This is a genomic window from Halalkalibacter wakoensis JCM 9140, from assembly GCF_000513095.1.
Taxonomy (GTDB): Bacteria; Bacillota; Bacilli; order Bacillales; family Bacillaceae_D; genus Halalkalibacter; species Halalkalibacter wakoensis.
On record NZ_BAUT01000014.1, the window covers coordinates 1 to 24,977 of the forward strand.

At 39.3% G+C, this 24,977-nt stretch carries 27 protein-coding genes and 1 pseudogene; 22 read left to right on the forward strand and 6 right to left on the reverse strand.

Annotated features, from left to right (window positions below):
• The first annotated feature begins 549 nt into the window (after positions 1 to 549).
• The 4 genes from ftsW to JCM9140_RS07880 all read left to right on the forward strand — a co-directional run bounded on the left by ftsW (position 550) and on the right by JCM9140_RS07880 (position 4,471).
• On the forward strand, positions 550 to 1,704 hold the full coding sequence (gene ftsW / locus JCM9140_RS07865) for a putative lipid II flippase FtsW (protein WP_034744670.1): 1,155 nt from the start codon (positions 550 to 552) through the stop codon (positions 1,702 to 1,704).
• A gap of 132 nt (positions 1,705 to 1,836) precedes the next feature.
• Positions 1,837 to 3,018: a rod shape-determining protein RodA gene (gene rodA, locus JCM9140_RS07870; protein WP_034744673.1), complete on the forward strand. Its 1,182-nt coding sequence runs from the start codon at positions 1,837 to 1,839 to the stop codon at positions 3,016 to 3,018.
• Between the two features lie 69 nt (positions 3,019 to 3,087).
• Complete coding sequence (locus JCM9140_RS07875) at positions 3,088 to 3,774, forward strand: hypothetical protein (RefSeq protein ID WP_034744677.1); 687 nt, start codon at positions 3,088 to 3,090, stop codon at positions 3,772 to 3,774.
• Positions 3,761 to 4,471, forward strand: coding sequence for a pseudouridine synthase (locus tag JCM9140_RS07880; protein WP_034744680.1), 711 nt, complete (start codon positions 3,761 to 3,763; stop codon positions 4,469 to 4,471). Before JCM9140_RS07875 ends, JCM9140_RS07880 begins: the two co-directional genes overlap by 14 nt.
• 76 nt (positions 4,472 to 4,547) lie before the next feature.
• Here JCM9140_RS07880 and JCM9140_RS07885 read toward each other — a convergent pair whose 3' ends face one another.
• Positions 4,548 to 4,766, reverse strand: a complete 219-nt coding sequence (locus tag JCM9140_RS07885; RefSeq protein ID WP_034744682.1) for a DeoR family transcriptional regulator — start codon at positions 4,764 to 4,766, stop codon at positions 4,548 to 4,550.
• A gap of 265 nt (positions 4,767 to 5,031) precedes the next feature.
• Here JCM9140_RS07885 and pepV point away from each other — a divergent pair, with 265 nt between their 5' ends.
• The gene (gene pepV / locus JCM9140_RS07890; protein WP_034744684.1) at positions 5,032 to 6,450 is read left to right on the forward strand and encodes a dipeptidase PepV; all 1,419 of its coding nucleotides are present in this window, start codon (positions 5,032 to 5,034) and stop codon (positions 6,448 to 6,450) included.
• Positions 6,451 to 6,509: 59 nt separating this feature from the next.
• On the opposite strand, the gene cysK is transcribed toward pepV, so the two are convergent.
• Positions 6,510 to 7,442, reverse strand: coding sequence for a cysteine synthase A (cysK, locus tag JCM9140_RS07895; protein ID WP_034744686.1), 933 nt, complete (start codon positions 7,440 to 7,442; stop codon positions 6,510 to 6,512).
• A gap of 163 nt (positions 7,443 to 7,605) precedes the next feature.
• On the opposite strand from cysK, the gene thpR reads away from it, so the two are divergent.
• The 5 genes from thpR (at position 7,606) to JCM9140_RS07920 (ending at position 10,609) form a co-directional block, all read left to right on the forward strand.
• Complete coding sequence (thpR, locus tag JCM9140_RS07900) at positions 7,606 to 8,151, forward strand: RNA 2',3'-cyclic phosphodiesterase (RefSeq protein WP_034744689.1); 546 nt, start codon at positions 7,606 to 7,608, stop codon at positions 8,149 to 8,151.
• Positions 8,151 to 8,519, forward strand: a complete 369-nt coding sequence (locus JCM9140_RS07905) for a CidA/LrgA family protein (protein ID WP_034744692.1) — start codon at positions 8,151 to 8,153, stop codon at positions 8,517 to 8,519. The genes thpR and JCM9140_RS07905 overlap by 1 nt, the downstream gene beginning before the upstream one ends.
• On the forward strand, positions 8,516 to 9,202 hold the full coding sequence (locus JCM9140_RS07910; protein ID WP_034744695.1) for an LrgB family protein: 687 nt from the start codon (positions 8,516 to 8,518) through the stop codon (positions 9,200 to 9,202). The genes JCM9140_RS07905 and JCM9140_RS07910 overlap by 4 nt, the downstream gene beginning before the upstream one ends.
• Before the next feature lie 65 nt (positions 9,203 to 9,267).
• A complete protein-coding gene (locus JCM9140_RS07915) occupies positions 9,268 to 10,212 on the forward strand; it encodes an NERD domain-containing protein (protein WP_034744698.1) in 945 nt (314 codons plus the stop codon).
• 76 nt (positions 10,213 to 10,288) lie between these two features.
• Positions 10,289 to 10,609, forward strand: a complete 321-nt coding sequence (locus JCM9140_RS07920) for a hypothetical protein (protein WP_034744701.1) — start codon at positions 10,289 to 10,291, stop codon at positions 10,607 to 10,609.
• 760 nt (positions 10,610 to 11,369) lie between these two features.
• On the opposite strand, the gene purU is transcribed toward JCM9140_RS07920, so the two are convergent.
• Positions 11,370 to 12,236 carry a formyltetrahydrofolate deformylase gene (gene purU, locus JCM9140_RS07925; RefSeq protein WP_034744704.1) on the reverse strand — a complete coding sequence of 289 codons (867 nt, stop codon included), beginning with the start codon at positions 12,234 to 12,236 and terminating at the stop codon, positions 11,370 to 11,372.
• Positions 12,237 to 12,391: 155 nt separating this feature from the next.
• On the opposite strand from purU, the gene pulA reads away from it, so the two are divergent.
• Complete coding sequence (gene pulA / locus JCM9140_RS07930; protein ID WP_052002137.1) at positions 12,392 to 14,545, forward strand: type I pullulanase; 2,154 nt, start codon at positions 12,392 to 12,394, stop codon at positions 14,543 to 14,545.
• A 102-nt stretch (positions 14,546 to 14,647) separates the two neighbouring features.
• Positions 14,648 to 15,427 carry a phosphotransferase family protein gene (locus JCM9140_RS07935; RefSeq protein ID WP_034744707.1) on the forward strand — a complete coding sequence of 260 codons (780 nt, stop codon included), beginning with the start codon at positions 14,648 to 14,650 and terminating at the stop codon, positions 15,425 to 15,427.
• A gap of 105 nt (positions 15,428 to 15,532) precedes the next feature.
• Here JCM9140_RS07935 and JCM9140_RS07940 read toward each other — a convergent pair whose 3' ends face one another.
• The gene (locus JCM9140_RS07940; RefSeq protein WP_369384409.1) at positions 15,533 to 15,820 is read right to left on the reverse strand and encodes a YtzH-like family protein; all 288 of its coding nucleotides are present in this window, start codon (positions 15,818 to 15,820) and stop codon (positions 15,533 to 15,535) included.
• A 118-nt stretch (positions 15,821 to 15,938) separates the two neighbouring features.
• On the opposite strand from JCM9140_RS07940, the gene trmB reads away from it, so the two are divergent.
• Together trmB and JCM9140_RS07960 are read left to right on the forward strand one after the other, a co-directional pair.
• Positions 15,939 to 16,586, forward strand: a complete 648-nt coding sequence (gene trmB / locus JCM9140_RS07945; RefSeq protein ID WP_034744715.1) for a tRNA (guanosine(46)-N7)-methyltransferase TrmB — start codon at positions 15,939 to 15,941, stop codon at positions 16,584 to 16,586.
• Between the two features lie 839 nt (positions 16,587 to 17,425).
• Positions 17,426 to 18,268 (forward strand): YtnP family quorum-quenching lactonase, encoded by an 843-nt coding sequence (locus tag JCM9140_RS07960; protein WP_034744723.1) that lies wholly within the window; start codon positions 17,426 to 17,428, stop codon positions 18,266 to 18,268.
• A gap of 49 nt (positions 18,269 to 18,317) precedes the next feature.
• Here the strand turns inward: JCM9140_RS07960 and JCM9140_RS07965 are convergent, their stop codons facing one another.
• Positions 18,318 to 18,623, reverse strand: a complete 306-nt coding sequence (locus tag JCM9140_RS07965) for a PepSY domain-containing protein (protein ID WP_034744726.1) — start codon at positions 18,621 to 18,623, stop codon at positions 18,318 to 18,320.
• Positions 18,624 to 18,803: 180 nt separating this feature from the next.
• Here JCM9140_RS07965 and JCM9140_RS07970 point away from each other — a divergent pair, with 180 nt between their 5' ends.
• From JCM9140_RS07970 to JCM9140_RS23670, 3 genes are all read left to right on the forward strand, one after another.
• The gene (locus tag JCM9140_RS07970) at positions 18,804 to 19,877 is read left to right on the forward strand and encodes a M42 family metallopeptidase (protein WP_034744729.1); all 1,074 of its coding nucleotides are present in this window, start codon (positions 18,804 to 18,806) and stop codon (positions 19,875 to 19,877) included.
• 77 nt (positions 19,878 to 19,954) lie between these two features.
• Positions 19,955 to 20,476, forward strand: a complete 522-nt coding sequence (locus tag JCM9140_RS07975) for a DUF84 family protein (protein ID WP_034744732.1) — start codon at positions 19,955 to 19,957, stop codon at positions 20,474 to 20,476.
• 36 nt (positions 20,477 to 20,512) lie between these two features.
• A complete protein-coding gene (locus JCM9140_RS23670; protein ID WP_156314834.1) occupies positions 20,513 to 20,677 on the forward strand; it encodes a hypothetical protein in 165 nt (54 codons plus the stop codon).
• A gap of 211 nt (positions 20,678 to 20,888) precedes the next feature.
• On the opposite strand, the gene JCM9140_RS07980 is transcribed toward JCM9140_RS23670, so the two are convergent.
• Positions 20,889 to 21,329, reverse strand: coding sequence for a YtoQ family protein (locus tag JCM9140_RS07980; protein WP_034744736.1), 441 nt, complete (start codon positions 21,327 to 21,329; stop codon positions 20,889 to 20,891).
• A 126-nt stretch (positions 21,330 to 21,455) separates the two neighbouring features.
• Here JCM9140_RS07980 and JCM9140_RS07985 point away from each other — a divergent pair, with 126 nt between their 5' ends.
• From JCM9140_RS07985 to JCM9140_RS08000, 5 genes and pseudogenes are all read left to right on the forward strand, one after another.
• A complete protein-coding gene (locus JCM9140_RS07985; RefSeq protein ID WP_034744739.1) occupies positions 21,456 to 21,962 on the forward strand; it encodes a hypothetical protein in 507 nt (168 codons plus the stop codon).
• Positions 21,963 to 21,989: 27 nt separating this feature from the next.
• Positions 21,990 to 23,020, forward strand: a pseudogene (locus JCM9140_RS07990) (PTS sugar transporter subunit IIC).
• Positions 23,021 to 23,040: 20 nt separating this feature from the next.
• Positions 23,041 to 23,364: a thioredoxin family protein gene (locus JCM9140_RS07995; protein WP_034744741.1), complete on the forward strand. Its 324-nt coding sequence runs from the start codon at positions 23,041 to 23,043 to the stop codon at positions 23,362 to 23,364.
• Positions 23,365 to 23,631: 267 nt separating this feature from the next.
• Positions 23,632 to 23,838: a PspC domain-containing protein gene (locus JCM9140_RS23080; protein WP_369384410.1), complete on the forward strand. Its 207-nt coding sequence runs from the start codon at positions 23,632 to 23,634 to the stop codon at positions 23,836 to 23,838.
• Between the two features lie 217 nt (positions 23,839 to 24,055).
• Positions 24,056 to 24,850 carry a DUF1444 domain-containing protein gene (locus tag JCM9140_RS08000; protein ID WP_034744744.1) on the forward strand — a complete coding sequence of 265 codons (795 nt, stop codon included), beginning with the start codon at positions 24,056 to 24,058 and terminating at the stop codon, positions 24,848 to 24,850.
• The last annotated feature ends 127 nt before the right edge of the window (positions 24,851 to 24,977 follow it).

Genomic DNA, 24,977 nt, shown 5'->3' on the forward strand with positions numbered 1-24,977 from the left:
GGTCCCGCAGGAGTCTGCGTGTCATTCCTCTGCTAGTATCAGCTTTTCATACTCTTAACCCAAGATCCAACTATAACGAGCTTTTGTACGTGAGATATCAATGATGATGCCTTTACTCGTTATAAGATCGTTGAAGAGTGGGGAATTTCTATCGTGCCCCCATCCCGGGAGCGAGGTCGAAGCTGCTTTTTAAGTCCGAAATAAGCAAGCACTTTTTCAGGAGCCACCTCCTTGCGGGTGCAAGTGGCTGGAGCGGAATGGAACGATCCTGTGAAGAGCACATTAACCTGTAAAAGCAACAAAGTATACGAAAACAAAACAATGGGTTATCTAGAAACGTTGAATGGTATCTAGCTAACCTCATGTTTTTCTAACATTTTCGACATTCTTTGGCAAGGAAAGCCTCTTTTGCATGTGAAGGTCGTTTGATATAATAAGAGATGTTCAATATGTCTGTTAATAACAGGCATATTTTACCTGTGTTCTTTTTTGAAAGCTGGTAGATTTCATGGTTGCCTGCTTAAAATGAATAGTTGCTAGGGGGGCGCGATGAAATATTCTTTAAAGAAAGATAATGATTGGTTGTTAATCATCACGACGTTCCTTTTAGCTGGATTTGGTTTGGTGATGGTGTTTAGTGCCAGCTATCCTTTAGGCATTGGACAAACAGTTCCGAATCCATATGCGTTTATTCAACGTCAGTTGTTGTGGTTTATGCTAGCAGTCGTTGCCTTTTTCGTTGTGATGCATTTTCCGTATCGTTTGTATAAAAAAATGTCGCCAATTATCATCATCATCTCGATTATTTCTTTGGTTCTAGTATTGCTTCCTTGGTTTGGAGTAACAATTGGTGGTGCTCAGCGCTGGATTCAGTTAGGTCCATTACGTGTTCAACCATCTGAATTTGTGAAGATTGGGATGATTATTTATTTAGCACAAGTGTATTCACAAAAACAAGCTTATATTGATCAATTTGTTAAAGGGGTAATGCCCCCGTTAGTTGTCGTTGGCTTTGTATTTGGTTTAATAATGATGCAACCAGATCTTGGAACAGCTACATCAATTTTATTGGTTACGTTTTTTCTTGTATTTTTTTCTGGTGCTAAATGGCGTCATCTAATTGGACTTGGAGTCGTAGGCGTTACTCTTTTTATTGTGTTTGCGATGTCAGCTCCTTACCGAGTAAGACGCCTAACGTCATACCAAGACCCATTTGCAGATCCGATGGGAGATGGGCATCAGGTAATCCAATCGTATATTGCCATGGCACATGGTGGATTGAGCGGGACTGGCTTAGGACAAAGTGTTCAGAAACTTTATTATTTACCGGAGGCACATACTGATTTTATTTTAGCTATTGTTGCCGAGGAATTAGGATTATTAGGTGTGTTAATTGTGCTAGGATTGCATACACTTATTTTAATTCGAGGTGTAATGATTGGTGCCCGCTGTAAAAGCCCTTTTGGAAGCTTGCTTGCATTTGGGATTGTGTTTCAGATAGCGGTGCAAATTGTCTTTAATATAGGAGCTGTAACAGGAATGCTTCCTATTACCGGAATTCCATTGCCGCTCATTAGCAATGGAGGTTCATCACTGTTTTTTACCCTCTTATCATTAGCAATACTGGCAAATATCTCGCGTAATAATATACGCCAAAAAAGAATGAAAGACTATAAGGAAGAACCACAGCTTTCTGCTTCTTAAGGAAGGAAGAGAGCTGTTCTTTCATCAATATTCTGCAAAAAAAGTCGATTTTTGAAGCATGGATGGATGTTCCTACTCAAAAAGAAACGAGTATGTGCAACTCTTTGCATCCTTTATTAGATGGAGGCTACAATGGAAGAAAGGAAAACGGGCTTTCAACAGCTAGATTATACTTTGCTCTTTCTGTTGTTTCTGCTCATGTGTATTAGCTTACTAGCTATCTATAGTGGCTCTGGCCAATACAGTGTTGATCCAACATACTATGTAAAACGACAAATTCTTTGGTTTATCGTTGGTATTGTTGTGATGGTTGGAGTCATGTTAATTGATTATGATATGTTTAAAAACTTTTCAATTCCTCTATATGGAATTGGGATTACGCTTTTATTATTAGTAGCTTTTTCTCCTCTAGGTGTGTTTCGTAACGGATCGCAGCGTTGGCTTAATTTAGGGCCGGCGGAAATACAGCCTTCAGAGTTTATGAAAATTTTCTTAATTATTGCGCTCGCGCATTTATTGTATCGAATCACGGCCAATAGAGCACATAAAGACTTGCGGTCGGATTTAATCGTTGTCGCGAAAGTAATTGCCGTAGGGCTTCCTCCGTTCTTTCTCATCTTAAGACAGCCGGATTTAGGTACAGCTCTAGTCATTGCTAGTATTATGGCAACGATGTTATTAATGTCTGGAGTAGCTTGGCGCATTCTTGCGTTTCTTGCATTCGGGGCTGTTGGTGGCATCATGTCACTTGTTTGGCTTCACAATCATAACTTTGAGTTATTCTCAAAGATTATTGCTTCCCATCAGCTTGATCGCATTTACGGTTGGTTAGACCCTTATGAACATCAAGGTTCGTTTGGTTATCAGCTTGTTAATGCAATGAGAGGAATTGGGGCAGGCCAACTGCAAGGTAGTGGATTTATGCAAGGGGTTCAAACTCAAAGTGACCGTATTCCTGAAATTCATACGGATTTTATTTTTACGGTTATTGGTGAAGAGTTTGGATTTATTGGCGCTACGATCTTGATCGTGACGTATTTCTTGTTGTTTTACCGAATGATTATAATCGCCTTAACTTGTAACAATCTTTTTGGAACGTATTTAGTATCTGGAGTAATTGGGTTACTTGTTTTTCAAGTGTTCCAAAACATCGCTATGACGATTGGGCTAATGCCGATCACGGGTCTTGCTCTTCCTTTTATAAGCTATGGGGGTAGTGCCTTGCTGACGAATATGCTAGCGATGGGGATCATACTAAATGTAAACATAAGGACGCGGCATTATATGTTTGAAACCGAGGAAACAGCTATGTAGAGTTGATAATCAATTTGATTACCAGCTCTTTCTTTTTCTAATTTTCCTGAACAGAATGGAGGTAGGACCATGAAAGTTTTGATTGGCTCTGGACGTTTAGCTAGTATGCTTTTATCCGTTTTAGAAAAAGATGAGTCTACGTATGTGTTTGGAAGGAATGAGCAAACTGTGGATAGTTTGCTTCGGCAAGTAGACTTTGCGAAAAAAGCAACTGTTCAAAATTTATCGGAGGCAAAAGTACTGTTTCTCTGTTTACCAAAGGAAGGATATAACGATTTCTTTTCTCATTACCTGAAACTGCTTCGTAAAGATGTAACGATCTATCATATGGCAACAGCTGTGATGAAAAAAGAAGTGGAACAGTTTGCTGGAGGACTTCGCATCGTTCCATTAAAACTAGTAGGACACGCGAAAGTGACAAAAGCAAATAAGGCAGGGTTATTTGTTTTGCCGCCTTCATGTGAAAAAGAAATGACTCACTTGAAGCGATGGTTTCCATCGATGAAAATAGAATTAACAGGTGAAGAAATGGCCTTGCTTGCGAATCAGCTTGGAACAGAAGCTGCGATTAAAATGAGTATGAACTTGACGGAAAAGATGAAAGCTCATAAGATTCCAGATAGCTTAATTAAACAAACGTTTGATCAAACTGTTCACGGTGTGATTGATGCTTACCAAGCAAATGATTTGGGTGGCTTTGCAAAACGAATTGTAGAACAGCAAAAGAAAGGAGAGGATCTAGATGAGGATGGATAAACTGCTTGCCAATATGGGGTTTGGGACGAGAAAAGATGTCAAAAAACTAATGAAATCGGGAAGCGTTCACGTAAATGGAGAAGTGGTAAAAGAAGGGAAAACACATGTTGATCCTGATGCGGATATGGTTACGGTTTTTGGGGAAGAAGTGAAATACAAACCTTTTGTGTATTTAATGATGAACAAACCCCAAGGAGTGATTTCGGCAACGGAGGATGATGAGCATGAGACAGTCATCGACTTGTTGCTATTTGAGCATGCAATGTATGATCCGTTTCCGGTTGGACGATTGGATAAAGATACAGAAGGCATGCTGCTCATTACGAACGATGGCCAATTCTCTCATCAACTCATGTCACCGAAAAAGCATGTGACGAAAACGTATGTAGCAGACGTTCGTGGAGAAGTAACGGAAGAGGACGTTGCCCTTTTCAAAGAGGGAGTGACGCTTGAGGATGGTTATGTGACGAAACCAGCACATCTTGTCATTATCGAGCAAGGGCCTGTTTCAAAAATTGAATTAACCATTACAGAAGGAAAGTATCACCAAGTAAAACGAATGTTTGAAGCGGTAGAGAAAAAAGTACTCACGTTAAAAAGGACGAAGATAGGGAAACTTGACTTAGATCAACGGTTAGAGTTAGGTACATATAGAGAATTAACAGATGATGAAATCACCTTATTGCTAACAAAATAACCAAAAAGATGTCTCTAGGTTGATCCGTAACCTAGAGACATCTTTTTAGCTTTCTTATTAAATAGGTTGTTATCCATCACGAAACGCGCGTTTTCTTTTTCGTAACACTCCATTTGCCGCGAGTAGGACTTTCAACGAGTTTGTTGTATTCTAGTACATTAAGGTCACGTTGAATCGTCCGCTGGGTTATCCCGAATTCTTCAACTAATTCATTCGTTGTGACGGTCCCCCTTTGTTTGATATAAAGGTAGATAGACTTAATACGAGTCAGCATACGATCAGTTGAAGTTTTCAAAAAACCACTCCTTATTCATAATCATGACTTGTTTCTTTGGTAGAGTCTATGTAATAACAGCAAAAACATGCATGTTACTACGGATGAAAAACCCTTTTAACCTAAATGAAAGGACCACAGTTGCAAATACACTGTAAGAAAGGTAATCTTGAAGTGGTCAAATGAAGCATGGTTCATTCTTGTTATATCTATTTTACAATAATTCAAACAACTATGCAAAATCGTTGTACGAAAATGTACCGTACATTCATGGAAGGTGAAAATAATGACAACAATAAATTGGTTTCATGAAGTAGAAAAAAGAAAAGACTTACTTATTGAGCAAACGCAGGAATTTCTACGCATTGCAAGTGTTTTAGACGAATCAACAGCAACAAAACAAGCTCCATTTGGAGAAGGAGTTGCAAGTGCATTAGCTTATTTGTTACAAAAAGGTGAAGAAAATCAATTTTTTGTAAAAAACGTGGATGGATATGCAGGATTAATTCAACATGGTGAAGGAGAAAACAGCGTAGGGGTGCTTTGCCACCTGGATGTTGTTCCAGCCGGTAAAGGTTGGACAAGCTCACCTTTTTCAGCAGACATTCGCGAAAATCGAATTTATGCCAGAGGGGCAATTGATAACAAAGGTCCGACGATGGCTGCATTTGTTGCGCTAATGATTGTGAAGGAATTAGAGTTGCCACTTCAAAAGCGAGTCCAAATGATTATCGGAACGGATGAGGAAAGCAATTGGCGCTGTGTTGACTATTACTTTAAACATGAAGAAATGCCAACAATCGGATTTGCTCCAGATGCTGATTTTCCGATTATTCATGCAGAAAAAGGAATAACAGATGTGAGTTTCAATTGGAAAGGTAAAGAAAAAATCGAGGCATCTCGTTTGAGGTTGCAACGATTTGATGCTGGTGAGAGATTGAATATGGTGCCAGATCATGCTTCTGTAAAAATTGTTGGCGAATTGGGAGAACTGGAGCAATTAGAAAAAAACTTTCATCAATATATACTAGAAATCAATCAAAACGGAAGTGCGACATTGGATAATGGTACGCTTAACCTCGAGTTTGAAGGCATCTCAGCTCATGGCTCAACTCCTGAAAATGGGTTAAATGCAGGTGTGTATCTGGCTCAATTTCTCGCTAATCACTCTTTCCAAAGTGCAGCTAATGATTTTATTACGTTTGTTGTCGAGCATTGTGATTTTGATGGGAAGTTGTTGCAGATCAATACGAGAGATGAAGTGTCAGGTCCGTTAACGATCAATGCTGGGTTACTTCAGTTTGATCAAAGTGGGGAAGCAAAAGCCGGCTTAAATATTCGTTATCCTGTAACCGCATCAGGAGAAGATTGTATAGAAAAGTTGCAAGGGGTTGCTAAGAGAAACGGAGCTTCTTTAATCGTTCATGATCATATGGGGCCAAATTATGTGGAAGGTGATCACCCACTTATTAAAACGTTGCAAAACGTGTATGAACGTCAAATAGGGGAAGAGCCAGAATTGTTAGCAATTGGTGGAGGTACGTATGCTCGGTCTTTGAAAACAGGGGTTGCATTTGGCCCCATGTTCCCTGGTAGAGAAGATGTGGCTCATAAAAAAGACGAGTATATTGACATTGATGATTTGCTGAAAATGACGGCCATATACGCAGAGGCGATTTATGAACTTGCTAAAGATAAAGAATAAAAAGGGGTTAGCTCGAAGGGTCAAAATCGACCTTTTGGGCTAACCTCTGTACATGAAGATTATTCAAACTGAAACAAATCGGTCGATAAGTAGCGTTCTCCTGTATCACAAGCGATCGCGACAACAACATCATCAGGTGAGAGACGTTTGGCTACTTCCATTGCAGCAAAGCAAGCTGCGCCAGATGATGGTCCTACTAAAATAGCTTCTTCTCTAGCGAGAGCTCGTGTCACACGGTACGCATCCTCATCTTCAATTTTTAATATTTCATTGTATACATCTTCATTTAAGATAGGTGGAATAAATCCAGGGCTCGTACCAACTAATTTGTGTGGACCAGGTTTACCTCCAGATAATACAGGGGACCCAGCAGGTTCGACGACATGAATGGTTGCATCTGGGTAAAACGTTTGTAATTCTTCACCTGTTCCTGTAATCGTCCCACCTGTGCCGGACGCAGCAACAAAGGCAGATAAAGGCTTGCCGATTTGGTCGAGTGCTTGTTTAATCTCTAATGCAGTTGTATGACGGTGAGCATCAGGGTTGGCTGCATTTTCAAATTGCATAGGAACAAAACTGTTCGGAATTTCCTTCGCTAACTCATGAGCTTTATCAATGGCACCCGGCATCTTTTCGTCTCCAGGTGTTAAAACGACTTCTGCTCCGTATGCTTTTAAAAGATTAATACGTTCAGCCGACATCGTATCAGGCATGGTTAAAATAGCACGGTAACCACGAGCAGCAGCATTCATTGCAATCCCAATCCCTGTATTTCCACTTGTTGGTTCAATTATGGTTGAATTTGGTTTTAAAAGTCCGTCGTTTTCAGCTTGGATCATCATGTTATAGGCTGCTCGGTCTTTTACGCTTCCACTTGGGTTTTGCATCTCCATCTTTAAGTAAACAGTCGCACCGTTCGGATCTGTAATTCGGTTCAGTCGAACTAAAGGTGTTCGACCAATTAGCTCTGCAATGTTATTTACAACATTCATATGTACACTTCCTCTTTTCAATATAGTACATTCATTTTATCATACAAAATTAATGAATTCCTAGTTGTGATCATCTAAATGAATCTGACAAGTGAATCGAAGAAATAATAAGAAAAGAAATTCATTTAAATACAAAGTAAGGTAAAATAGAAGGGAGAATGTTATGCAATCTCATTACTTTTTAGCGGTACCACTTTCAGATGAACTGAAAAAACAAATTAACGAATCGGTTTCAAAAGCAGATTGGCCTTTTAAGAGCTGGGTTCATGAGCAAGATCTTCATTTGACCCTTGTTTTTTTAGGGGCTTGTACGGAAGACCAACTGAAAGACGTAAAAAAAGTTTGTAATGAGGTTGTATCAACGTGGAATCCTTTTTCATTAGAGCTTACGTCTTTTGGTACGTTTGGTCAAAAGGAGCATCCGAGGGTTTTTTGGATTGGTGTAAGAGAGGAGCAAAAACTTGCTGGGTTGCAGCATGAATTGTTTCGAGCCTGTTCACAACTAGGTTTTGAATTAGATAAACGAGCTTTTTCTCCTCATATAACAGTAGCGAGAAAATGGGTGTCCAAGGAAACCTATGTTGCACAAGAGAACCCAACAAAAGGTCAAAGGTGGAGTATTGATAACATTGTATTGTACAAAAGTGTTGTAACAGAAACGCCGAAATATAAAGTGGAGCAGAATTTTAAAATGAAGGATGAGTCCTAATGACGATAGTTCGAATTGTTCTACATATTGCTATATTAACTTGTTTTTATATGATGGGGGTATGGATTCAACAAGGGTTGAACCTTTCAATACCAGGCAGCATTATAGGGATGCTGCTTTTGTTTCTCGTTTTATCTTTGAAACTAGTACCAGCTAGCTATATCGCGGAAGGATCTTCATTCATCTTAAGACATATGCCCTTATTGTTTTTACCTGTAACAATTGGAATCTTACAGTTTCTTGATATTTTCAAAGGTAGAGGGATTTTATTAATTTTTATTACGATTATTAGTACGATAATGGTTATGGCGGTTTCAAGTCTAGTCGGTCAATATTTAGCGAATCGGAAGGGGGTATCAAAAGAATGAATGTGTTCGTAGGATTGATGTTTATTCTGTTAACGATCGCCGTTTATATTGCTTCAAAAGCACTTTATCGACGGTTTCCATTTCCGTATATGCTACCATTGTTAATCTCAACCATTGTCATGATTGTATTTTTGATCACGTTTCAAATTCCGTATGAGACGTATGCAATTGGGGGAAGATGGCTTGAGTTACTTCTTGGGCCAGCTGTTGTGGCACTCGCCTACCCATTGTATCAGCAACTGTCGATGCTAAAACGTCATTTTATTCCTATTATTGTTAGCGTTACTGTCGGAGCCATTGTTGGAATTGTTAGTGGAATCTTGCTAGCTCGGGTAGCGGGAATTAGTGAGGAGCTTATGTATTCCATTGTCCCAAAATCAGTTACGACGCCTGTTGCAATGGATATTGCGACGACAATAGGAGGCATCCCACCATTAGCAGCGGTTTTAGTCATGGTTGCTGGTATAGGGGGAGTAGTGATTGCCCCATACTTGTTTAAGTGGTGTAAAGTCGTACATGAGATTGGAAAAGGAATTGGAACCGGCAGTGCAGCACATGCGATTGGAACGGCGAAAGCACTTGAAAATAGTGAAAAAGAAGGCGCAGCTAGTTCCGTTGCGATGACACTTAGTGCGATTATCGTATCAATTATTGGTCCATTTATTGTCTTTTTATTTTATTAAATTTTTACTGAGCGAAGACGTTATTTGATTTCAAAATAGATAGTTTTAACGACGGAGGTATGAGTGTGGCTCATTTAGTGAAATTAGAAGATTCTATTTCTCGTTATCAATTTGATCTGAATCGTTATCTGAGTCAATTCACTCGGATGAAGAAGGAACGCTGGTATTATTTGAAAACGGACTGGGAACAGGCTCAAAGTGAAACGAACAATGAGTGGAATCAAGTCGAAACGGTTCAAGGAGATCAGAGACGTCTTCATGGGTTGATTCAGAAGATGAAAAGTTGGTCAAAGATTTCTTCCAAAAGACACGACGAGGACGTGGAACAAGTAGATTCTAACTTTCATCAAAAGACACTTGAGGAAGTAAAAGAAGAATTTTTGCAAGAATTGTTTCATACACAACTTAGATGGGCTAATTCAGCGCTCTTAGAAGAGTCAACGTTGCATCCGAAATATAAAGAAGATCCTTGGCTTCATTTTTTTACTCAAAAGCTTCCAGATAATTATTTTGTAATGTATCACCCTATTTTTTCAGTAAAGCAAGCCCCGATAGAACTAGAAGTAGTTTTAATTAGTCCAACTGAAATTTATTGTATTTCCTTACTAAAAGGGGAGAAACATAGCGTATTTGAAGCTAGTTCTGATCGATTCTGGACTGAATTTGTGAATCAATCGAGAACGAAAAGACTCAGTCCGCTTGTCTCGTTGTCTCGTATGACCGGTGTAATGAAGTCGATTTTGGAAGAAGCCAATTTATCTTTTCCCGTTCGGAATATTGTTTTGTGTAAAGATGGAATAATTGATAACAAGATTCAAGGAGCAAAAGTAGAACTGGTTGACCGAAGAAATTTTCAAACTTGGTATGAAAAAGCAAAGAAGCACCCTTCACCGATTAAGAGTCAGCAATTAAAAATAACCAGCCTCCTATTAGATCACTGCTATACAAATTCGACTGAACGAGAGGCAGATGACGAGGAGCAAGATGTTATTAACGAGGATTTGAACTAGGTACATCAGGTGCGTAAAATAGCAAGTGCATTTCTAGATAGGAAAAGGACCGGAATGGAAGAAAGGAGAGTTTTTGTTGACCGAAAAAGAGAGAAGGTCTCTAGCAGGATACAAACCTGAACATTTTACGTGGAGAGTCAGAAAAGTATTTGACTGGCGAGGTGGAATGGAAGTGATGATTGAGTTTGAAGAGCTTCATGGCTGTGTGAGCTACGGTGAAACTGTACGAGACGCAAAAATGGGGTTAACCGACTCGTTGTATATGTGGATTCGAATGTACGGGGAATCTCAGCTACCAGATTTGCGTGACGGGGCACAGCTCATTCATTTAGACCCACCTATGGATGAAGAAGAATTCAGGTCTATCAATTATGAACTGCGAACATTTACAAACTAGTGAAAGAAGACAAAAGACTCCAGCTACAAGTTGCTTGAAGTCTTGTTAGTTAAGCAGCTTCCGCATAGTTGTGCTTACATGGGTTAACGCGTTCTTTTTATGTTCGTTCCATTGCGCTCCACCCACTCGCACCCGCAAGGAGGTGGCGAGCCTCCTCGGCTACGCCTGTGGGGTCTCGCCCCTACCTCTATTTCCCGCAGGAGTCGAGTGGCTTGCGCTCCATTGCACTTTGGGTTTGTATGGAATGTCCAGCAACCTTTGAGGAAAGCTGTGTTTAACATTCTTTGATTGCTCTCGTAAGAAGAATAAAAGAGAAATTAATTAACTCATTCATTTGATGAAGCATATTATCTTTAGGAACAACAAGGTCATAGTTGCCCATGTCTGGACTTAGAGTCATTGATTCTTGATTGGAGATCAACTGAAAGCTATCTACATACATTTAATAACATAAATATAAATGAAAAAGGCATTGGAAAGGTGAATCTTTTATCCTTTCCAATGCTTATAATGATTTGGATCTTGGGTTGATAGTATGAAAAGCTGATATCAAGCAGGGGAATGACACGGAGACTCCTGCGGGAGCAGTGACCCACGTGTGAGACCCCGCAGGCGACAGCCGAGGAGGCTCACCGGGCACCCGCGGAAAGCGTAGTGTCATTCCCCTGCGGCAGTTGGGCTCTTTTTCATAACCTACCTCTATCTTCCGTAGAAGTCGAGTGGCTGGAACGAACATGGAAGAACCAGTAACTCATAAATTTTAAAAAATAACGGTTTTGTTTCCATGAACAATAATTTGATCGTTAATATGCCACGTGACTGCCCGAGCGAGTGCGATTCGTTCTACGTTTCTACCTGCTACTCGTAATTGTTCTGTGGCGTACCGATGGTTGACGCGTAGGACATCTTGCTCGATGATTGGTCCTTCATCAAGATCGTTTGTTACATAATGAGCGGTTGCACCTATTAATTTTACCCCGCGCTCAAAAGCTTTTGCATATGGGTTTGCTCCAATAAAAGCTGGTAAAAATGAGTGATGAATGTTAATAATTTTCTTCGGGAATGTTCCAACAAACTCTGGTGATAGAATTTGCATATATCTAGCTAAAACGATAAAGTCAACGTCATAATCCAATAGCTTTTGGATAGCTGCTTTTTCAGCATCTTGTTTCGTTTCCTTCGTTACAGGAATATGGAAAAATGGAATATGATAAGCTTCTACTTGCTCTTTTAGATCAGGGTGGTTGCTTATAACGAGAGGAATATCAACATCAATTTCACCAGAACGCCATTTCCACAACAGTTCAAGTAAACAATGGTCTTCCTTTGATACGAATATAGCCATTCGTTTTTTTCTTGATTTCAGTTCCATTCGCCAATCCATTTGAAAGGATTGGGCTACATCTGAAAAAGCTGTACGAAGCATGTCTATTTCAAAATTTTGTTCCAGCATTTCAAACTCAACCCTCATAAAGAACAGACCACCAGATGGATCAGTAGAGTACTGGTCAGATTGAACAATATTTGCTTTGTATTGATGTAAAAATGTAGATACGCTTGAAACAATTCCAGGTTGATCTTGACATGAAATTAAAAGACGGACACTTGAGTTAGTATTGTGATTCATTTTACTCCTCCAAAATTTTTCAATCCTTTTCATGATAGTAATACAAACGTATATGAATGTTTTCAAAAACGATTCATAATGTTAATAAAATAGCTAGACACATAATCATGTGAAAATACTATACTCTTTCGTACCAGAAAAGGGGGCTTTCATCATTGAAGCAAAAGAATGTGTCACTTGTCAATCATCGAATCCGTTCTGCTGAGCTCGTTCAACTTAAAATGATTAGAGTAGTAATGGATGGTTACGACCATTATCATGAAAAAGACTGGTATATTCAAAATGAAACAAACACCTTAAAATTATCGGTCAGCAAGATGGATGATACAGTATTGGAGCTTCAAATTCCACATTGCTTTGAATTTGATAAAGACAATTATCTCCTTTTTGAAGGGGAGAGTTGTTTCATTGAAATAACTGAAGTGGTACGAACAGAGGAGTTTGATGAACTCTTTTATTATAAAAGGGATGACCTAGGTGTCACGTATAGAAAAGAGTGCACAAAACTGGCTGTTTGGAGTCCTGTTGCCACAAAGGTAAATGTGATTGTTTATCAAAATTGGTATGATGAAAAAGGGATTCGATTAGCTTGTACTCGTGATCAAAAAGGCGTTTGGAGAAAAAATATGAAAGGTGATTACGAAGGAAGCTGGTACGTGTTTGAGGTATTTGTTAATAAACAATGGTTAATGGCGGTCGATCCTTATGCTAAATTTTTATCTGTAAATGGCAAGAAAGCGATGATCGGGGATCTCTCTAAAACCAATCATATCTATTGGCCCAAGCTTAAGCCATTAATCTCTCCAAACGATATGATCATCTATGAAGTACATATAAGGGACTTTACCGTAGGGAGAACGAATGGAATTCATCATAAAGGTCAGTATTTGGGGATGACTGAGACCAAAACGGAAGACAAAAGGAAATTAGTTACAGGACTTGACTATCTTGAGCGCCTAGGTATTACGCATGTTGAACTACTTCCTGTACAAGAATTTGGCAGCATTGACGAAAGTGATCGTCATAATCCGAACCATTATAATTGGGGATATGACACGACTCACTTTTTTGTTCCGGAGGGAAGCTATGCAACAGATCCTTACGATGGATATGCAAGAATTATTGAGCTCAAGAAAGCCATTGCAGCATTTCATAAAAAGCAGCTTCGAGTTATTTTGGATGTTGTCTTTAATCATGTATATATCTGGGAAGATTCTCCTTTAGAAAAACTAGTTCCAGGATATTTTTTCAGGCGTACAGATGAGAATGACATGAGCAATGGAACTGGTGTTGGAAATGATTTTGCTTCTGAGCGGAAAATGGCACGTAAAATCATTATTGATTCTATTCGTTATTGGTTACAGGAATTTCAGGTAGATGGATTTCGCTTTGATTTAATGGGGATTTTGGATATTGATACGATGAAGCAAGTGGAAGTGGAAACAAATAAAGTGAACAAACAGATTGTTGTATTAGGAGAGGGGTGGGATTTACCAACTGCTTACCCAAATGAGAAAAGAGCCATTACGGATCAGGCAAGAGAGTTAAAAGGGATCAGTTTCTTTCAGGATAAGTTTCGCGATGGAATAAAAGGAAGTACTTTTGATTCTACTCAGCCAGGTTTTATTAGTGGAAATGGGTTTTCCATTGATGAAATGGTAAGTGGTGTGAAGGCGAGCATAGAATTGTTTTCAAGACCGTCTCAAGCGATCAATTATGTGGAAGCACACGACAACCATACTCTATGGGATAAGTTGAAAAACGTTCACCCTTATGAAGATGAGATCACCCTTCAAAAGCGACATAGACTTGCGACATCAATTGTATTGCTTTCACAAGGAATTCCGTTTTTGCATGCAGGTCAGGAATGGTTTCGAACGAAACATGGCATTGAGAACAGTTACAATTCACCTGATTGGATAAATCACTTTGATTGGAATCAGCGAGCTTATTTTGAAAAGACAGTCAATTATATCCGGGGATTAATCAAAATAAGGCGCGCTCATCCGGCTTTTAGGTTAGAATCGTATCAGTTAATTAAAAAGCATTTTCATTTGTTGCTCGTTGAATCGGACTGTATTGCCTATCATTTAATGAATGTAGGTGATTTTGATCAATGGGATGATGTGATTGTCATGCACAACGGAAGTAATGAATGGAAGAAATTATCACTCCCATCAAATACACAATGGTACATTGTCGTTGACGATCAAGCTGCTTCTCTGATACCATTGAGTAAAATAGGAGAAGACTGTGTGTTCGTTTCTCCATTATCGACATTTGTTTGTATCAATTACCAAACAAAATAATCGTCCGTTTAATTGAAATTAAAATAGGTAAAACCATTATAAATACGTTATAATAACGAATACGAAACAACTCGTTAGTTTATGAAATTGAGGGTGAATTGAGTGGAACAATTTTTAGGAGATGGCTGGAAAGTTCAACCAGCTGGTGGTGCAACAGGCGAAGCATATATAGCCCAGCAAGGTGAACAAACGGTGTTCTTAAAAAGAAACTCGTCACCTTTTCTTGCTGTTCTTTCAGCAGAGGGAATTGTTCCTAAACTACTTTGGACAAGACGCTTAGAAAATGGAGACGTCGTTACAGCACAAAGATGGGTACAAGGTCGTGAGCTGAAAGCTTATGAAATGAAAGAAAGTCGAGTTGCAGCCTTGCTTGCTAAAATTCATGGTTCAAGTGAGTTGCTCGACATGTTTAAGCGAATTGGCAATGAACCGTTAACCCCATATGTAATTGTCGAAAATTTAAGAAGGCAACTTCAGTTCTTTCAGATTGAAGATGAAACGATAGAAGATGGAATGAAGTATTTGTTAGAGAAGTTAGAATCGGTTCTTCAAGAACATTTTGTCGTATGTCATTGTGACATTAACCATAATAACTGGATGTTAGATGAAGAGGAACAACTATACCTCATTGATTGGGATGGAGCAACCGTATCTGATCCGGCTTTAGACCTTGGGTTATTGCTTTATTCCTATATTCCAGAACACGAATGGGAATATTGGTTGGAACAATATGGAGTTGTTCTAGAAGATTCTTTGCGAAATCGGATGCATTGGTATGTCGTATCTCAGTCGATCTCTGTGTTGTTATGGCATTTTGGACGTGGCCAGTTTGAACAAGCTGAACAATTAAAGGAATATATTAGGAGCCTTCTAGAAGAATAAAAGACTCACCTTAATGAGAATGGTGAGTCTTTTGCTTTTTGTTCCTTGCTAATTTCCTCATATGGTGTAGATATTTCCTGAGGAATAAAAAGAAATGGTGTCGAATTATTCAATTGATAAGACGTTTAACCATTGTTCGACATCCTGTTGTTGAAATGGCTCATGATTAAGTTCATGTTTCTCATGGATATGATTAAGGGTTTGTTGGATTTCAGGTTGTAAAGATGCGTCAGTTGCTAATGATGATAGCAGGCGTTCAATTTGTTCAGCCTCATCTGTTGTCATATAGTTTTCAGCGGATTGATTTTCTAATAAGTCCTTAAGTAGGTGTAGCTTGTCCTTGTTCGTTATAGCATTAAAAAGCCCTCCTTCATTCTGTATCCTATGAATTATTTTACTCGTAACAAGTAAATGCTATTCGAAAATAAGTTGTTCTTGTTTTATAATTAGACGAGAAAAAAGTGCAGACCCGAAAGTAAATAAAAAGGGTAACTATTAAGAGGTGATTGTCATGCGTTTAAGAAATATTCCTGGTGCAAAGGAAACTTTGCAACAACATCCAGCTATTATGATTCAAAACCCGACTCAACATAAAGGGAAATGGAACCAATTATTTAATAATGATCACCCGATATATGTAGAAGTCGGAACGGGTAAAGGGAAGTTTTTAGTGGGAATGAGTAAGCTTTATCCTGATATAAATTTCATTGGTGTTGAAAAATACGAAAGTGTTTTGGTCCGTGCTCTAGAACATGTAAACGAGCAAGATCAACCAAATTTAAAATTTTTAAATGAGGATGTTAACGATATTCTTACTTTCTTTGATGTAGGTGAAATCGATCGTTTTTTTATTAATTTTACTGATCCATGGCCGAAGAATAGACATGAGAAAAGACGCTTAACGTATAAAGGATTTTTAACGATGTACGAGCAATTATTAAAAAAAGGTGGAGAAGTTCACTTTAAAACAGATAATCAAGGGCTGTTCGAGTATTCATTAGAAAGTTTCTCAGGATATGGGATGAGTTTACACAATGTTAGTTTAGACTTACATCGAAGTGGCATGAAGAATAATGTCAAGACAGAGTATGAAGAGAAGTTCTCCAAAAAAGGAATGCGAATTTACCGCTGTGAAGCAAAATTTAAGACTGGATCATAAATACAATTGTATACATTTCCTCCTTTTGGGTGTGACAGGTCGAGTCCGAACCGGTAGTCACACTCTTTTTTTTGGATTTTTTGTGAAGATTGTTGCTCTGAGGGAGTTAGCTTATTTTGAAATGGAGCGAAAATCACTCGACTCGTGCAGGGAGTAGAGGGAAGCCACTGAAAAAAGCTCGTTTTTTCGGACTTCGAAAAGTAGCTATGCCCTCGCTCCCGGGATGGGGGGCACGCACCAGCAGGCGGGCGTTGAACTAACCGGCTACGCCGGTGGATTTCAACCTTCCCTTCCCTCCCGCAGGAGTCGGCCCCCCATCCCGTCCGCTTTTTGAGAGGATCGATAGCAATTACCAGAGAAAACAAGGTCTAATAACGTTGCATGGTGAACCACAAATCGCTAAAAATCCCATAGTTAAAGAGGAAATGAATATGTTAAAAGAAATCGTAGAAGAACAAGTTAAAGATAAGTAAAAGGAACAAAAGTAACCTTAGCAGGGGAATGACACGGAGACTCCTGCGGGAGCAGTGATCCACGTGTGAGACCCCGCAGGCACAGCCGAGGAGGCTCACCGGGCACCCGCGGAAAGCGTAGTGTCATTCCCCTGCGGCAGTTAGGCACTTTTTCAGTGGCTTCAAGTATAGCTAGGGCCCTCAAGGCGCAGTGTACAGCTGATGAGGCTAAGCCACCTACTAGCGGGTTCGAGTGGTTGCAGCGCAATGGAACGAACATGGGAAGAACACATAATTCATTCCGTTCAAAAACAAGAAAAGGAAACGGTGAAGGGATAGCGAATATGGAAAGGAGAATAGGAAACGTTTACAAGGAGGAGAAGGTGAATGGATCAGTTAGTGCGTAATGGCTTGACGATTACTTGGTTAAATGGCGGAGTCACTCATATGGATGGGGGTGCAATGTTTGGGGTTGTTCCTAAACCGTTATGGAGCAAAAAGTATCCGCATAATGAAGCCAATCAAATTGAATTAAGGACAGATCCAATGTTGATTCAAAAGGATGGATACAACATCGTGATTGATGCTGGAATTGGAAAGGGGCGTTTAACGGAAAAACAAAAGAGAAATTATGGTGTTTTTGAAGAGTCGTCTATTGAAGAAAGTCTTTCACGATTAAAGCTAAGTCGTGAAGACATTGACTTTGTCCTCATGACGCATATGCATTTTGATCATGCAACAGGGCTTGTTAGAGGAACCGTTGATAAGGAGTCATCCTTTTTCAGTCATGCAGTCGTTTATACGTCTGAAATTGAATGGAATGAGATGAGAAGCCCGAACATTCGCTCGAAAAATACATATTGGGAGATGAACTGGAAGTCGATTCAGGCTCAGGTGAAAACATTCGAGCAAGAAGTAGAGGTCATACCTGGGGTTAAGTTAATCCATACAGGTGGACATAGCGATGGACATTGCATTGTTATAATCGAGCATCAAGAAGAAACATTCATCCATATGGCTGATATTATGCCAACGCATGCACACAAAAATCCTTTATGGGTGTTAGCGTATGACGACTACCCAATGACATCCATTCATGCGAAGGAAAAGTGGCATTCATTCGCAAAAGAGAAAGATGCATATTATCTTTTTTATCATGATTATAAATATCGAGCGGTAAAATGGAATAAAGATGGAGAAATTGTTGATTCGCTAATAAAGACAACCTAAAACAAAGAGCTGTCTCTTCATTGGAGAAAAGAGGCAGCTCAGTTTTCTATTATGTTGATTGTAAATCAAGCAAAGTCCCTGATTTGGTATCAACTAAAAACTCATATTGACTTGTCCCTTCTTCCGTTGTTGTTGAAAGACCTCCACGATAAACTGTATATGAAAGGTTGTTTCGTTCAATCGTTTCTGGAATCATATGTATCCACGAACCGGAAATAGCATACTTTTGAGAGACTGCTTTTTTTACTTGTTTTAAAGCTCTCTCAGGTGAAACTTTATCATTCTTTAACGTAGGACCTAATAAATAACCTGCGGCTAACCCGATTGCTAGTCCTGATACGAAGCGTTTTACCATTACAATCATCCTTTCGAACTTCATTTATGTACACATGTTCAGTATATCCAAAAAAGAAGAACGGTTTCAATATATTACGAATTGATTTTGGAAAACGGGTTGACGGTGGAAATCAAGAAATGTTTCAGATAAAATAAATATGATACATATAATTTCGGGAAACGAAGGGAGCTTATTGACGTGAATGAAGATACTTTGCAATTATTTAAGACATTAACAGAACTTCAAGGTGCTCCAGGATTTGAACATGATGTTCGTAAATTTGTTCGCACAGAGATGGAAAAATATACTGATGAAATTGTTCAAGACCGTTTAGGTAGTATTTTTGGCGTGAAAAGAGGACTCGAACAAGGTCCTAAAGTAATGGTAGCCGGTCACATGGATGAAGTTGGCTTTATGGTTACATCAATTAGTAAAAATGGATTGATTCGTTTTCAGACTTTAGGAGGATGGTGGAGCCAGGTTCTGCTTGCTCAACGTGTTCAAATCATGACGGATAACGGTCCAGTTATTGGCGTTATCGGTTCAACCCCACCACATTTGCTACAAGAAGCGCAGCGAAAAAAACCGATGGATATTAAGCAAATGTATGTGGATATTGGTGCAGATGATAAGGAAGATGCAAGTAAGATTGGCGTGAAACCTGGTCAACAAATTGTGCCGATTTGTCCATTTACGCCAATGGCGAACGATAAAAAAATCTTAGCCAAAGCGTGGGATAACCGTTATGGCGTGGGTCTTTCTATCGAGCTTTTAAAAGAACTACAAAATGAATCAACTCCAAATGTTCTTTATTCTGGAGCTACGGTTCAAGAGGAAGTTGGACTAAGAGGAGCTCAAACAGCTGCGAATTTGATTAAACCTGATATCTTCTTTGCGTTAGATGCTAGTCCAGCAAATGATGCAACTGGTGGGAAAGACGCATTTGGTCATTTAGGAAAGGGAGCATTGCTTCGAATTTATGATCGGACGATGATTACTCATCGAGGGATGCGCGAATTTATTCTTGATACAGCTGAGTCAAATAATATTCCGTATCAATATTTTATTTCTCAAGGTGGCACAGATGCAGGGCGCGTACATATGTCTGGGGACGGGGTTCCATCAGCTGTCATAGGTGTTTGTTCTCGTTATATCCATACGGCTGCTTCGATTGTCCATATCGATGATTATGCGGCAGCAAAAGAATTAATCATCAAGCTGGTTAAAACAACAGATCAGAACACATTGAATTCAATTTCCGAACGTGTATAAACAGAAGTGCAGATGAGGTTGACAGGCTAGGAGATATTCTTCCGTCAGCCTCATTTTTTAATGAAAGGGGAAGGAATATGCTTGTTGCTATTGGGACGAGAAATCCTGCAAAAGTCCATGCCGTCCAAGATACGTTAATACGAGAAAAGCTGACGTTTATAAGTGTGAAAACGGACTCTGGAGTCAGCGATCAGCCTTTTTCAGATGAAGAGACACTACAAGGCGCTCGTAATCGTGCAAAAAGCGCATTAGCTCTTACAAATGCTGACTTATCGTTTGGATTAGAAGGAGGCGTTCACGAAACAGAATCAGGTTTGATGCTCTGTAATTGGGGAGTGCTCGTTCATGCAGATGGAGCAGAGTGGGTTGCAAGTGGAGCTAAATTTCCCTTGCCTCTTGAAATCTCTGACAGATTGCGAAAAGGAGAAGAGCTAGGTGTAGTGATGGCAGATGTGACAGGAGACCTCAACACGAGAAAGCGAGAAGGGGCAATAGGCATTTATACAAACGGATGGGTAAACAGAAAAGACCTGTTTGCCCATATCGTGAAGTTGCTTTATGGGCAGTATCGTTCATCTCTAGGCGATATGTCGCACTAGCTTTACTAAAGAAGAAAATGAATTGAGGCGATAGCGATGTTTGATATCATTTTGGCTGCCCTGACTGTTATTGTTGGTTTTGCGATTATCTATTTGACTCCAAGCGATACACTTTATTGGATTATCCCCTTAGTTGTGTATATGGGTATTCGCTATTACAGAAGGAAAGCAGTAGAAAAGGATAAGGAAAAAGATACTTGAAAATAAGCGATGTAAAAAAGAGGACCTCAGGTAAGTTTGAATAGTCATTTAAAAAGCAGCACGTTAGGCCAAAGTTATGATAATCCAACTTTTTTTAATAGCTTTGATTAACTGGCAGCGGAACCGCATGTTAAGCCTTGTATGAAAAATCCAATCATACAAGGCTTTTTTAATAGAAGACTACGTTCTTTCACTGAAAGCTCTCTTTCCATTACTCAAAAATATACGAAAGTGCTTTTAATGCTTGCTCGGGAGTTTGAACAACTAATTGAGCTTTATTAGCTAACTCTTTTAAAGGATGGTGAAGTTTTTCGTCCCGAATGAGAATGACCGGTTTTTGAAGTGTGATGGCTGTGGCAGCATCCATTGCGCTGTTCCACTGTTTGTACTGTTCCCCGAAATAGGCGATGACAACATCTGACTTAGAAAGCAAGATTTGTGTTCGTAAATTATTAATGCTTGATGCGGCCTCATCTTTTAAAACGTTATTTGGTTGGCTCCCTAAAATCTCCTCACCTATATGATCTGAACGCTGGTGATCTTCCATTGGGCCAGTGAACCTGAGAGGAAGGTTCTGCTTTTGCGCTTGCTCTTTCAATTGAGTTCTCCAAGAGCTATGTATTTCTCCAGCTAAGTAAACAAGTAATTCCATTTTTTCACTCCTTTGCTTTTTCTATTCTAGTGTACCAATAATTAATGAATGGTGTCTTGTCAGGTTTTGTCTATATGGGTATGATTAAGAAGAATTGTGTAACATACTAATAAGGGAGTGTCATGATTGATTAAAAATATAGGTCGTATCAGTATTTGGTTGTCTATTTTCGTTTTTTTAGCCGCTTGCCAAGTGACAGAAGAAGAGGCATTAGAGTTAGGTCAAATCGCCTATCATACTCATTTAGAAGAACCTATGGAGCCTAATACGGAATTATCGATGGTTAATGTTTTTTTACCGAGAGGTTTTGAAGTAATTGATGATATAGAATATAATGTTCAACTTCAAAGTGGCGATCAGCTATTTTTGTTGTTTCATCAGCCAGAGGAACCAGCTACAAGTAACATTCATTTTGAAAGAGATGTAAGGACTGCAGGGGCAGCGTTGCTTTATGAGTTAAGAGAATCAGATGAGCAATTATCTTATTTAATTGTTACAGAAGAAGAGGAAGACCAGCTTTTTGTCATCGTAACGGTTGGAGGAGCTAAAATCTCAACATTAACGACTTACAATGACTTAGAGGAGAACATCGAAGCAATGACATCGATTGTGCGTTCGTACCACGTGGATTAACTTGATCGAAAGTAGGAGGGTGTTATTGTGACAACATTTCTTAAGAAAAAAGGAATAGATTTGACTTGGCGTACGTATTTTATAACGGCTTTAAGCATATGGCACTAGGGTTATTTGCCTCTTTAATCATTGGTCTCATTGTAAGGACTCTTGGAGAGCAAATTGTTTTTCATACGGGATTTGAAACAATAGGGATTTGGTTACAAGAGGTTGGTTCCCTAGCAATGAGCTTAATGGGACCAGCAATCGGGGTGGCAGTAGCATATGGACTAAAAGCACCTAAATTGGTTGTTTTTGCTACAATTATAAGTGGGGCAGCCGGTGCTCAGCTCGGTGGTCCAGCTGGAGCGTTTGTAGCTGCCGTCATTTCCACTGAAGTAGGAAAACTTGTTTCAGGTGAGACGAAGCTAGAAATAATTGTCACGCCTCTTGTAACAATCATTTCAGGGTATTTGTCTGCTTCTTTAATCGGACCTTGGATTCAAGCAGGTTTGCAACAGTTTGGCGCACTTATTATGTGGGGAACCGAACAGCAGCCGATCTTTATGGGAATCATTGTAGCAACATTAATGGGACTTGCCTTAACAGCTCCAATCTCTAGTGCAGCGTTAGCAATAATGCTTGAATTAGAGGGCATTGCAGCTGGAGCAGCAACGGTTGGGTGTGCAGCTCAAATGGTTGGATTTGCTGTAAGTAGCTACCGAGAAAATGGATGGTCTGGCCTTGTTTCTCTAGGGATTGGAACATCAATGCTTCAAGTTCCGAATATCGTAAAAAACCCGCTCATCTTACTTCCTCCAACCATTGCAGGCGCCATATTAGCTCCAATTGCAACAGTAGGGTTTGGAATGACAAACAACCCTGCAGGTGCAGGGATGGGAACGAGTGGTTTAGTTGGGCCTATTATGACGTTTACACACATGGGTTTTTCAATGAATGTGTTCATAGGAGTAGTATTACTATATTTCATAGGTCCTGCTATAATTAGTTTACTCATTGCTGAATGGATGAGAAAAAGAGGATCGATTCGTCTAGGAGATATGAAGATCGAGCAATAAGAGAAACGGAGAGATGATTTATGGAAAAACTTCAAAGTGTAGAACAATTTAAGGAACTTTCAAGTAAAGAAGCGGCTGTATTTATGTTTTCAGCTGATTGGTGCCCGGATTGTAAAGTGATTGAACCAGTATTACCACGAATTGAAGCAGATTTCCCAAGCTTTTCATTTTACTACGTAGATCGTGATCAATTCATTGATTTATGTGGAGAATTAGATATTTTCGGAATACCAAGCTTCTTAGCATTTGTCAATGGACAAGAAGTAGAACGCTTCGTCAGCAAAGACCGCAAATCCCAAGACGAAATAGAAGAATTCCTAACAAAAGCAGAATCACATATTTAAGAGAATTAAAAAAAGGGTGAACTTCCCTTTTTTTAATTCTCGATGCGCTAAGCGAAGCCGCCGTTATGCTTTAAGCGTTTTGAGTGATCTTCTCAAAATGCGCACGGCGAGCGAAGCAGCGCAACAGGGGAAAGCAGAGCCTAGGGAAAGGGTGAACTTCCCTTTTTTTATAACTCTAAGTTAATTAAACATAACTATGAGACTTTATATGCCAGTGAAAAAAGGATCTTTTCTTTTCACTGGATTCTTGAACTTTTACTTATTATGATGGTGAATGATGGGGTGGATGCTTTGAAGAAAAAGTTACGAAAGTCAGCAACAGATAAGTCTATATCTGGCGTGTGTGGAGGAATAGCTGAATTTTTTGGGGTTTCATCTTTCGTTATCAGACTACTATTTATCTTCTTACCAGTAAATTTACTCATCTATATTATTCTCGCTAACATTCTCCCCGATAGTCCTCAATCCCTGTAGTTTCAAAACTTGAAACCTGTATTTGTGAGAATTCCTGCTTTGAAGAAATCTCCTAGTGAAATGGAGTGTCATTCCCCTGCGGCAGTTAGGCTCTTTTTCAGTGCCTTTACAACTCAATAGACTAGACAATTCAGCATAAGACAGCCTTATGGTTCTCCTCATTTGGTTCGACTTTTTGTTTCTGTTAAAATAGAAACGATAAGGAGAGGATCATTTTATGGAAATGAGACAATTTCGAAAAGAGATTGAGCAACGATTAACAAGAGATGGATGGTCTATTATTTATGATCACAAGGAATCGACTTTACGAATAGAAGATAACGAAATAAAAAAAGGAGTAACCCTTTCTTTAAAGCCATTACTAGCTAAATGGGAGAGAAAGGAGTTTGGGTCCATCGATGAAGTAGTAAGGTATGTTGAGGTTGGTTTACAGGCAATGAAAGAGAAGCCTAGCCTTACAGGGAATGAAAAGAAGATATTTCCTGTTATCCGCTCTACATCTTTTCCAGAAGAAACAAAAGAAGGCGAAAAATTATTGTTTGATGAACACACGGCTGAAACAAGAATTTATTATGTCATTGATCAGGGTGAATCTTATTCACTAATTAATAATAATATGCTTGAAGGAACAGGTCTTACAAAAGGAAAAGTTCGGGAAATGGCGATGTTTAATGTGCGATCGCTACCGCAACCATTAAAGGAAGACAAAGTAGCGGGAAATCGATTTTTCTTCTTGCGAGCAAAGGATGGTTTTGATGCAAGTCGAGTGCTTGATCAATCTTTGCTTGAAAAAATGGAGAGTGAAGCAAATGGGCAATTAGCTGTTGCCATTCCGCACCAAGACGTTCTCATCTTTGCAGATATTATTAATGAGCGTGGTTATGATGTACTGGCGCAGTTAGCATTGCAATTTTTCGGAGAAGGTAGGGTACCTGTAACCGCCCTTCCGTTTCTTTATGAAAATGGGGAATTGGAACCAACTTTTATTTTAGCTCAAAGAAAACCAAAATAGATTTTAGCACAATAGGCTCCATCATTGTCAGCTCGTATGTGATACAATAGTAAATACTTAACAATGAGTGTTAAGAAGGGCGCTGAAAAAGGCATATCACCTTTTTCAGTGCCCTTTATCGGTCGAA

Excerpts from the sequence above, each read along its gene's own strand:
- JCM9140_RS07875 (WP_034744677.1), top strand. The coding sequence starts at position 3,088 with ATGAAAGTTTTGATTGGCTCTGGACGTTTAGCTAGTATGCTTTTATCC.
- thpR (WP_034744689.1), top strand. The coding sequence starts at position 7,606 with ATGCAATCTCATTACTTTTTAGCGGTACCACTTTCAGATGAACTGAAA.
- cysK (WP_034744686.1), bottom strand. The coding sequence starts at position 7,442 with ATGAATGTTGTAAATAACATTGCAGAGCTAATTGGTCGAACACCTTTA.
- trmB (WP_034744715.1), top strand. The coding sequence starts at position 15,939 with ATGCGTTTAAGAAATATTCCTGGTGCAAAGGAAACTTTGCAACAACAT.
- JCM9140_RS08000 (WP_034744744.1), top strand. The coding sequence starts at position 24,056 with ATGGAAATGAGACAATTTCGAAAAGAGATTGAGCAACGATTAACAAGA.
- JCM9140_RS07975 (WP_034744732.1), top strand. The coding sequence starts at position 19,955 with ATGCTTGTTGCTATTGGGACGAGAAATCCTGCAAAAGTCCATGCCGTC.
- JCM9140_RS23080 (WP_369384410.1), top strand. The coding sequence starts at position 23,632 with ATGGTGAATGATGGGGTGGATGCTTTGAAGAAAAAGTTACGAAAGTCA.
- ftsW (WP_034744670.1), top strand. The coding sequence starts at position 550 with ATGAAATATTCTTTAAAGAAAGATAATGATTGGTTGTTAATCATCACG.
- rodA (WP_034744673.1), top strand. The coding sequence starts at position 1,837 with ATGGAAGAAAGGAAAACGGGCTTTCAACAGCTAGATTATACTTTGCTC.
- JCM9140_RS23670 (WP_156314834.1), top strand. The coding sequence starts at position 20,513 with ATGTTTGATATCATTTTGGCTGCCCTGACTGTTATTGTTGGTTTTGCG.
- pepV (WP_034744684.1), top strand. The coding sequence starts at position 5,032 with ATGACAACAATAAATTGGTTTCATGAAGTAGAAAAAAGAAAAGACTTA.
- JCM9140_RS07880 (WP_034744680.1), top strand. The coding sequence starts at position 3,761 with ATGAGGATGGATAAACTGCTTGCCAATATGGGGTTTGGGACGAGAAAA.
- JCM9140_RS07995 (WP_034744741.1), top strand. The coding sequence starts at position 23,041 with ATGGAAAAACTTCAAAGTGTAGAACAATTTAAGGAACTTTCAAGTAAA.
- JCM9140_RS07965 (WP_034744726.1), bottom strand. The coding sequence starts at position 18,623 with ATGGTAAAACGCTTCGTATCAGGACTAGCAATCGGGTTAGCCGCAGGT.
- JCM9140_RS07960 (WP_034744723.1), top strand. The coding sequence starts at position 17,426 with ATGGATCAGTTAGTGCGTAATGGCTTGACGATTACTTGGTTAAATGGC.
- purU (WP_034744704.1), bottom strand. The coding sequence starts at position 12,236 with ATGAATCACAATACTAACTCAAGTGTCCGTCTTTTAATTTCATGTCAA.
- JCM9140_RS07910 (WP_034744695.1), top strand. The coding sequence starts at position 8,516 with ATGAATGTGTTCGTAGGATTGATGTTTATTCTGTTAACGATCGCCGTT.
- JCM9140_RS07980 (WP_034744736.1), bottom strand. The coding sequence starts at position 21,329 with ATGGAATTACTTGTTTACTTAGCTGGAGAAATACATAGCTCTTGGAGA.
- JCM9140_RS07905 (WP_034744692.1), top strand. The coding sequence starts at position 8,151 with ATGACGATAGTTCGAATTGTTCTACATATTGCTATATTAACTTGTTTT.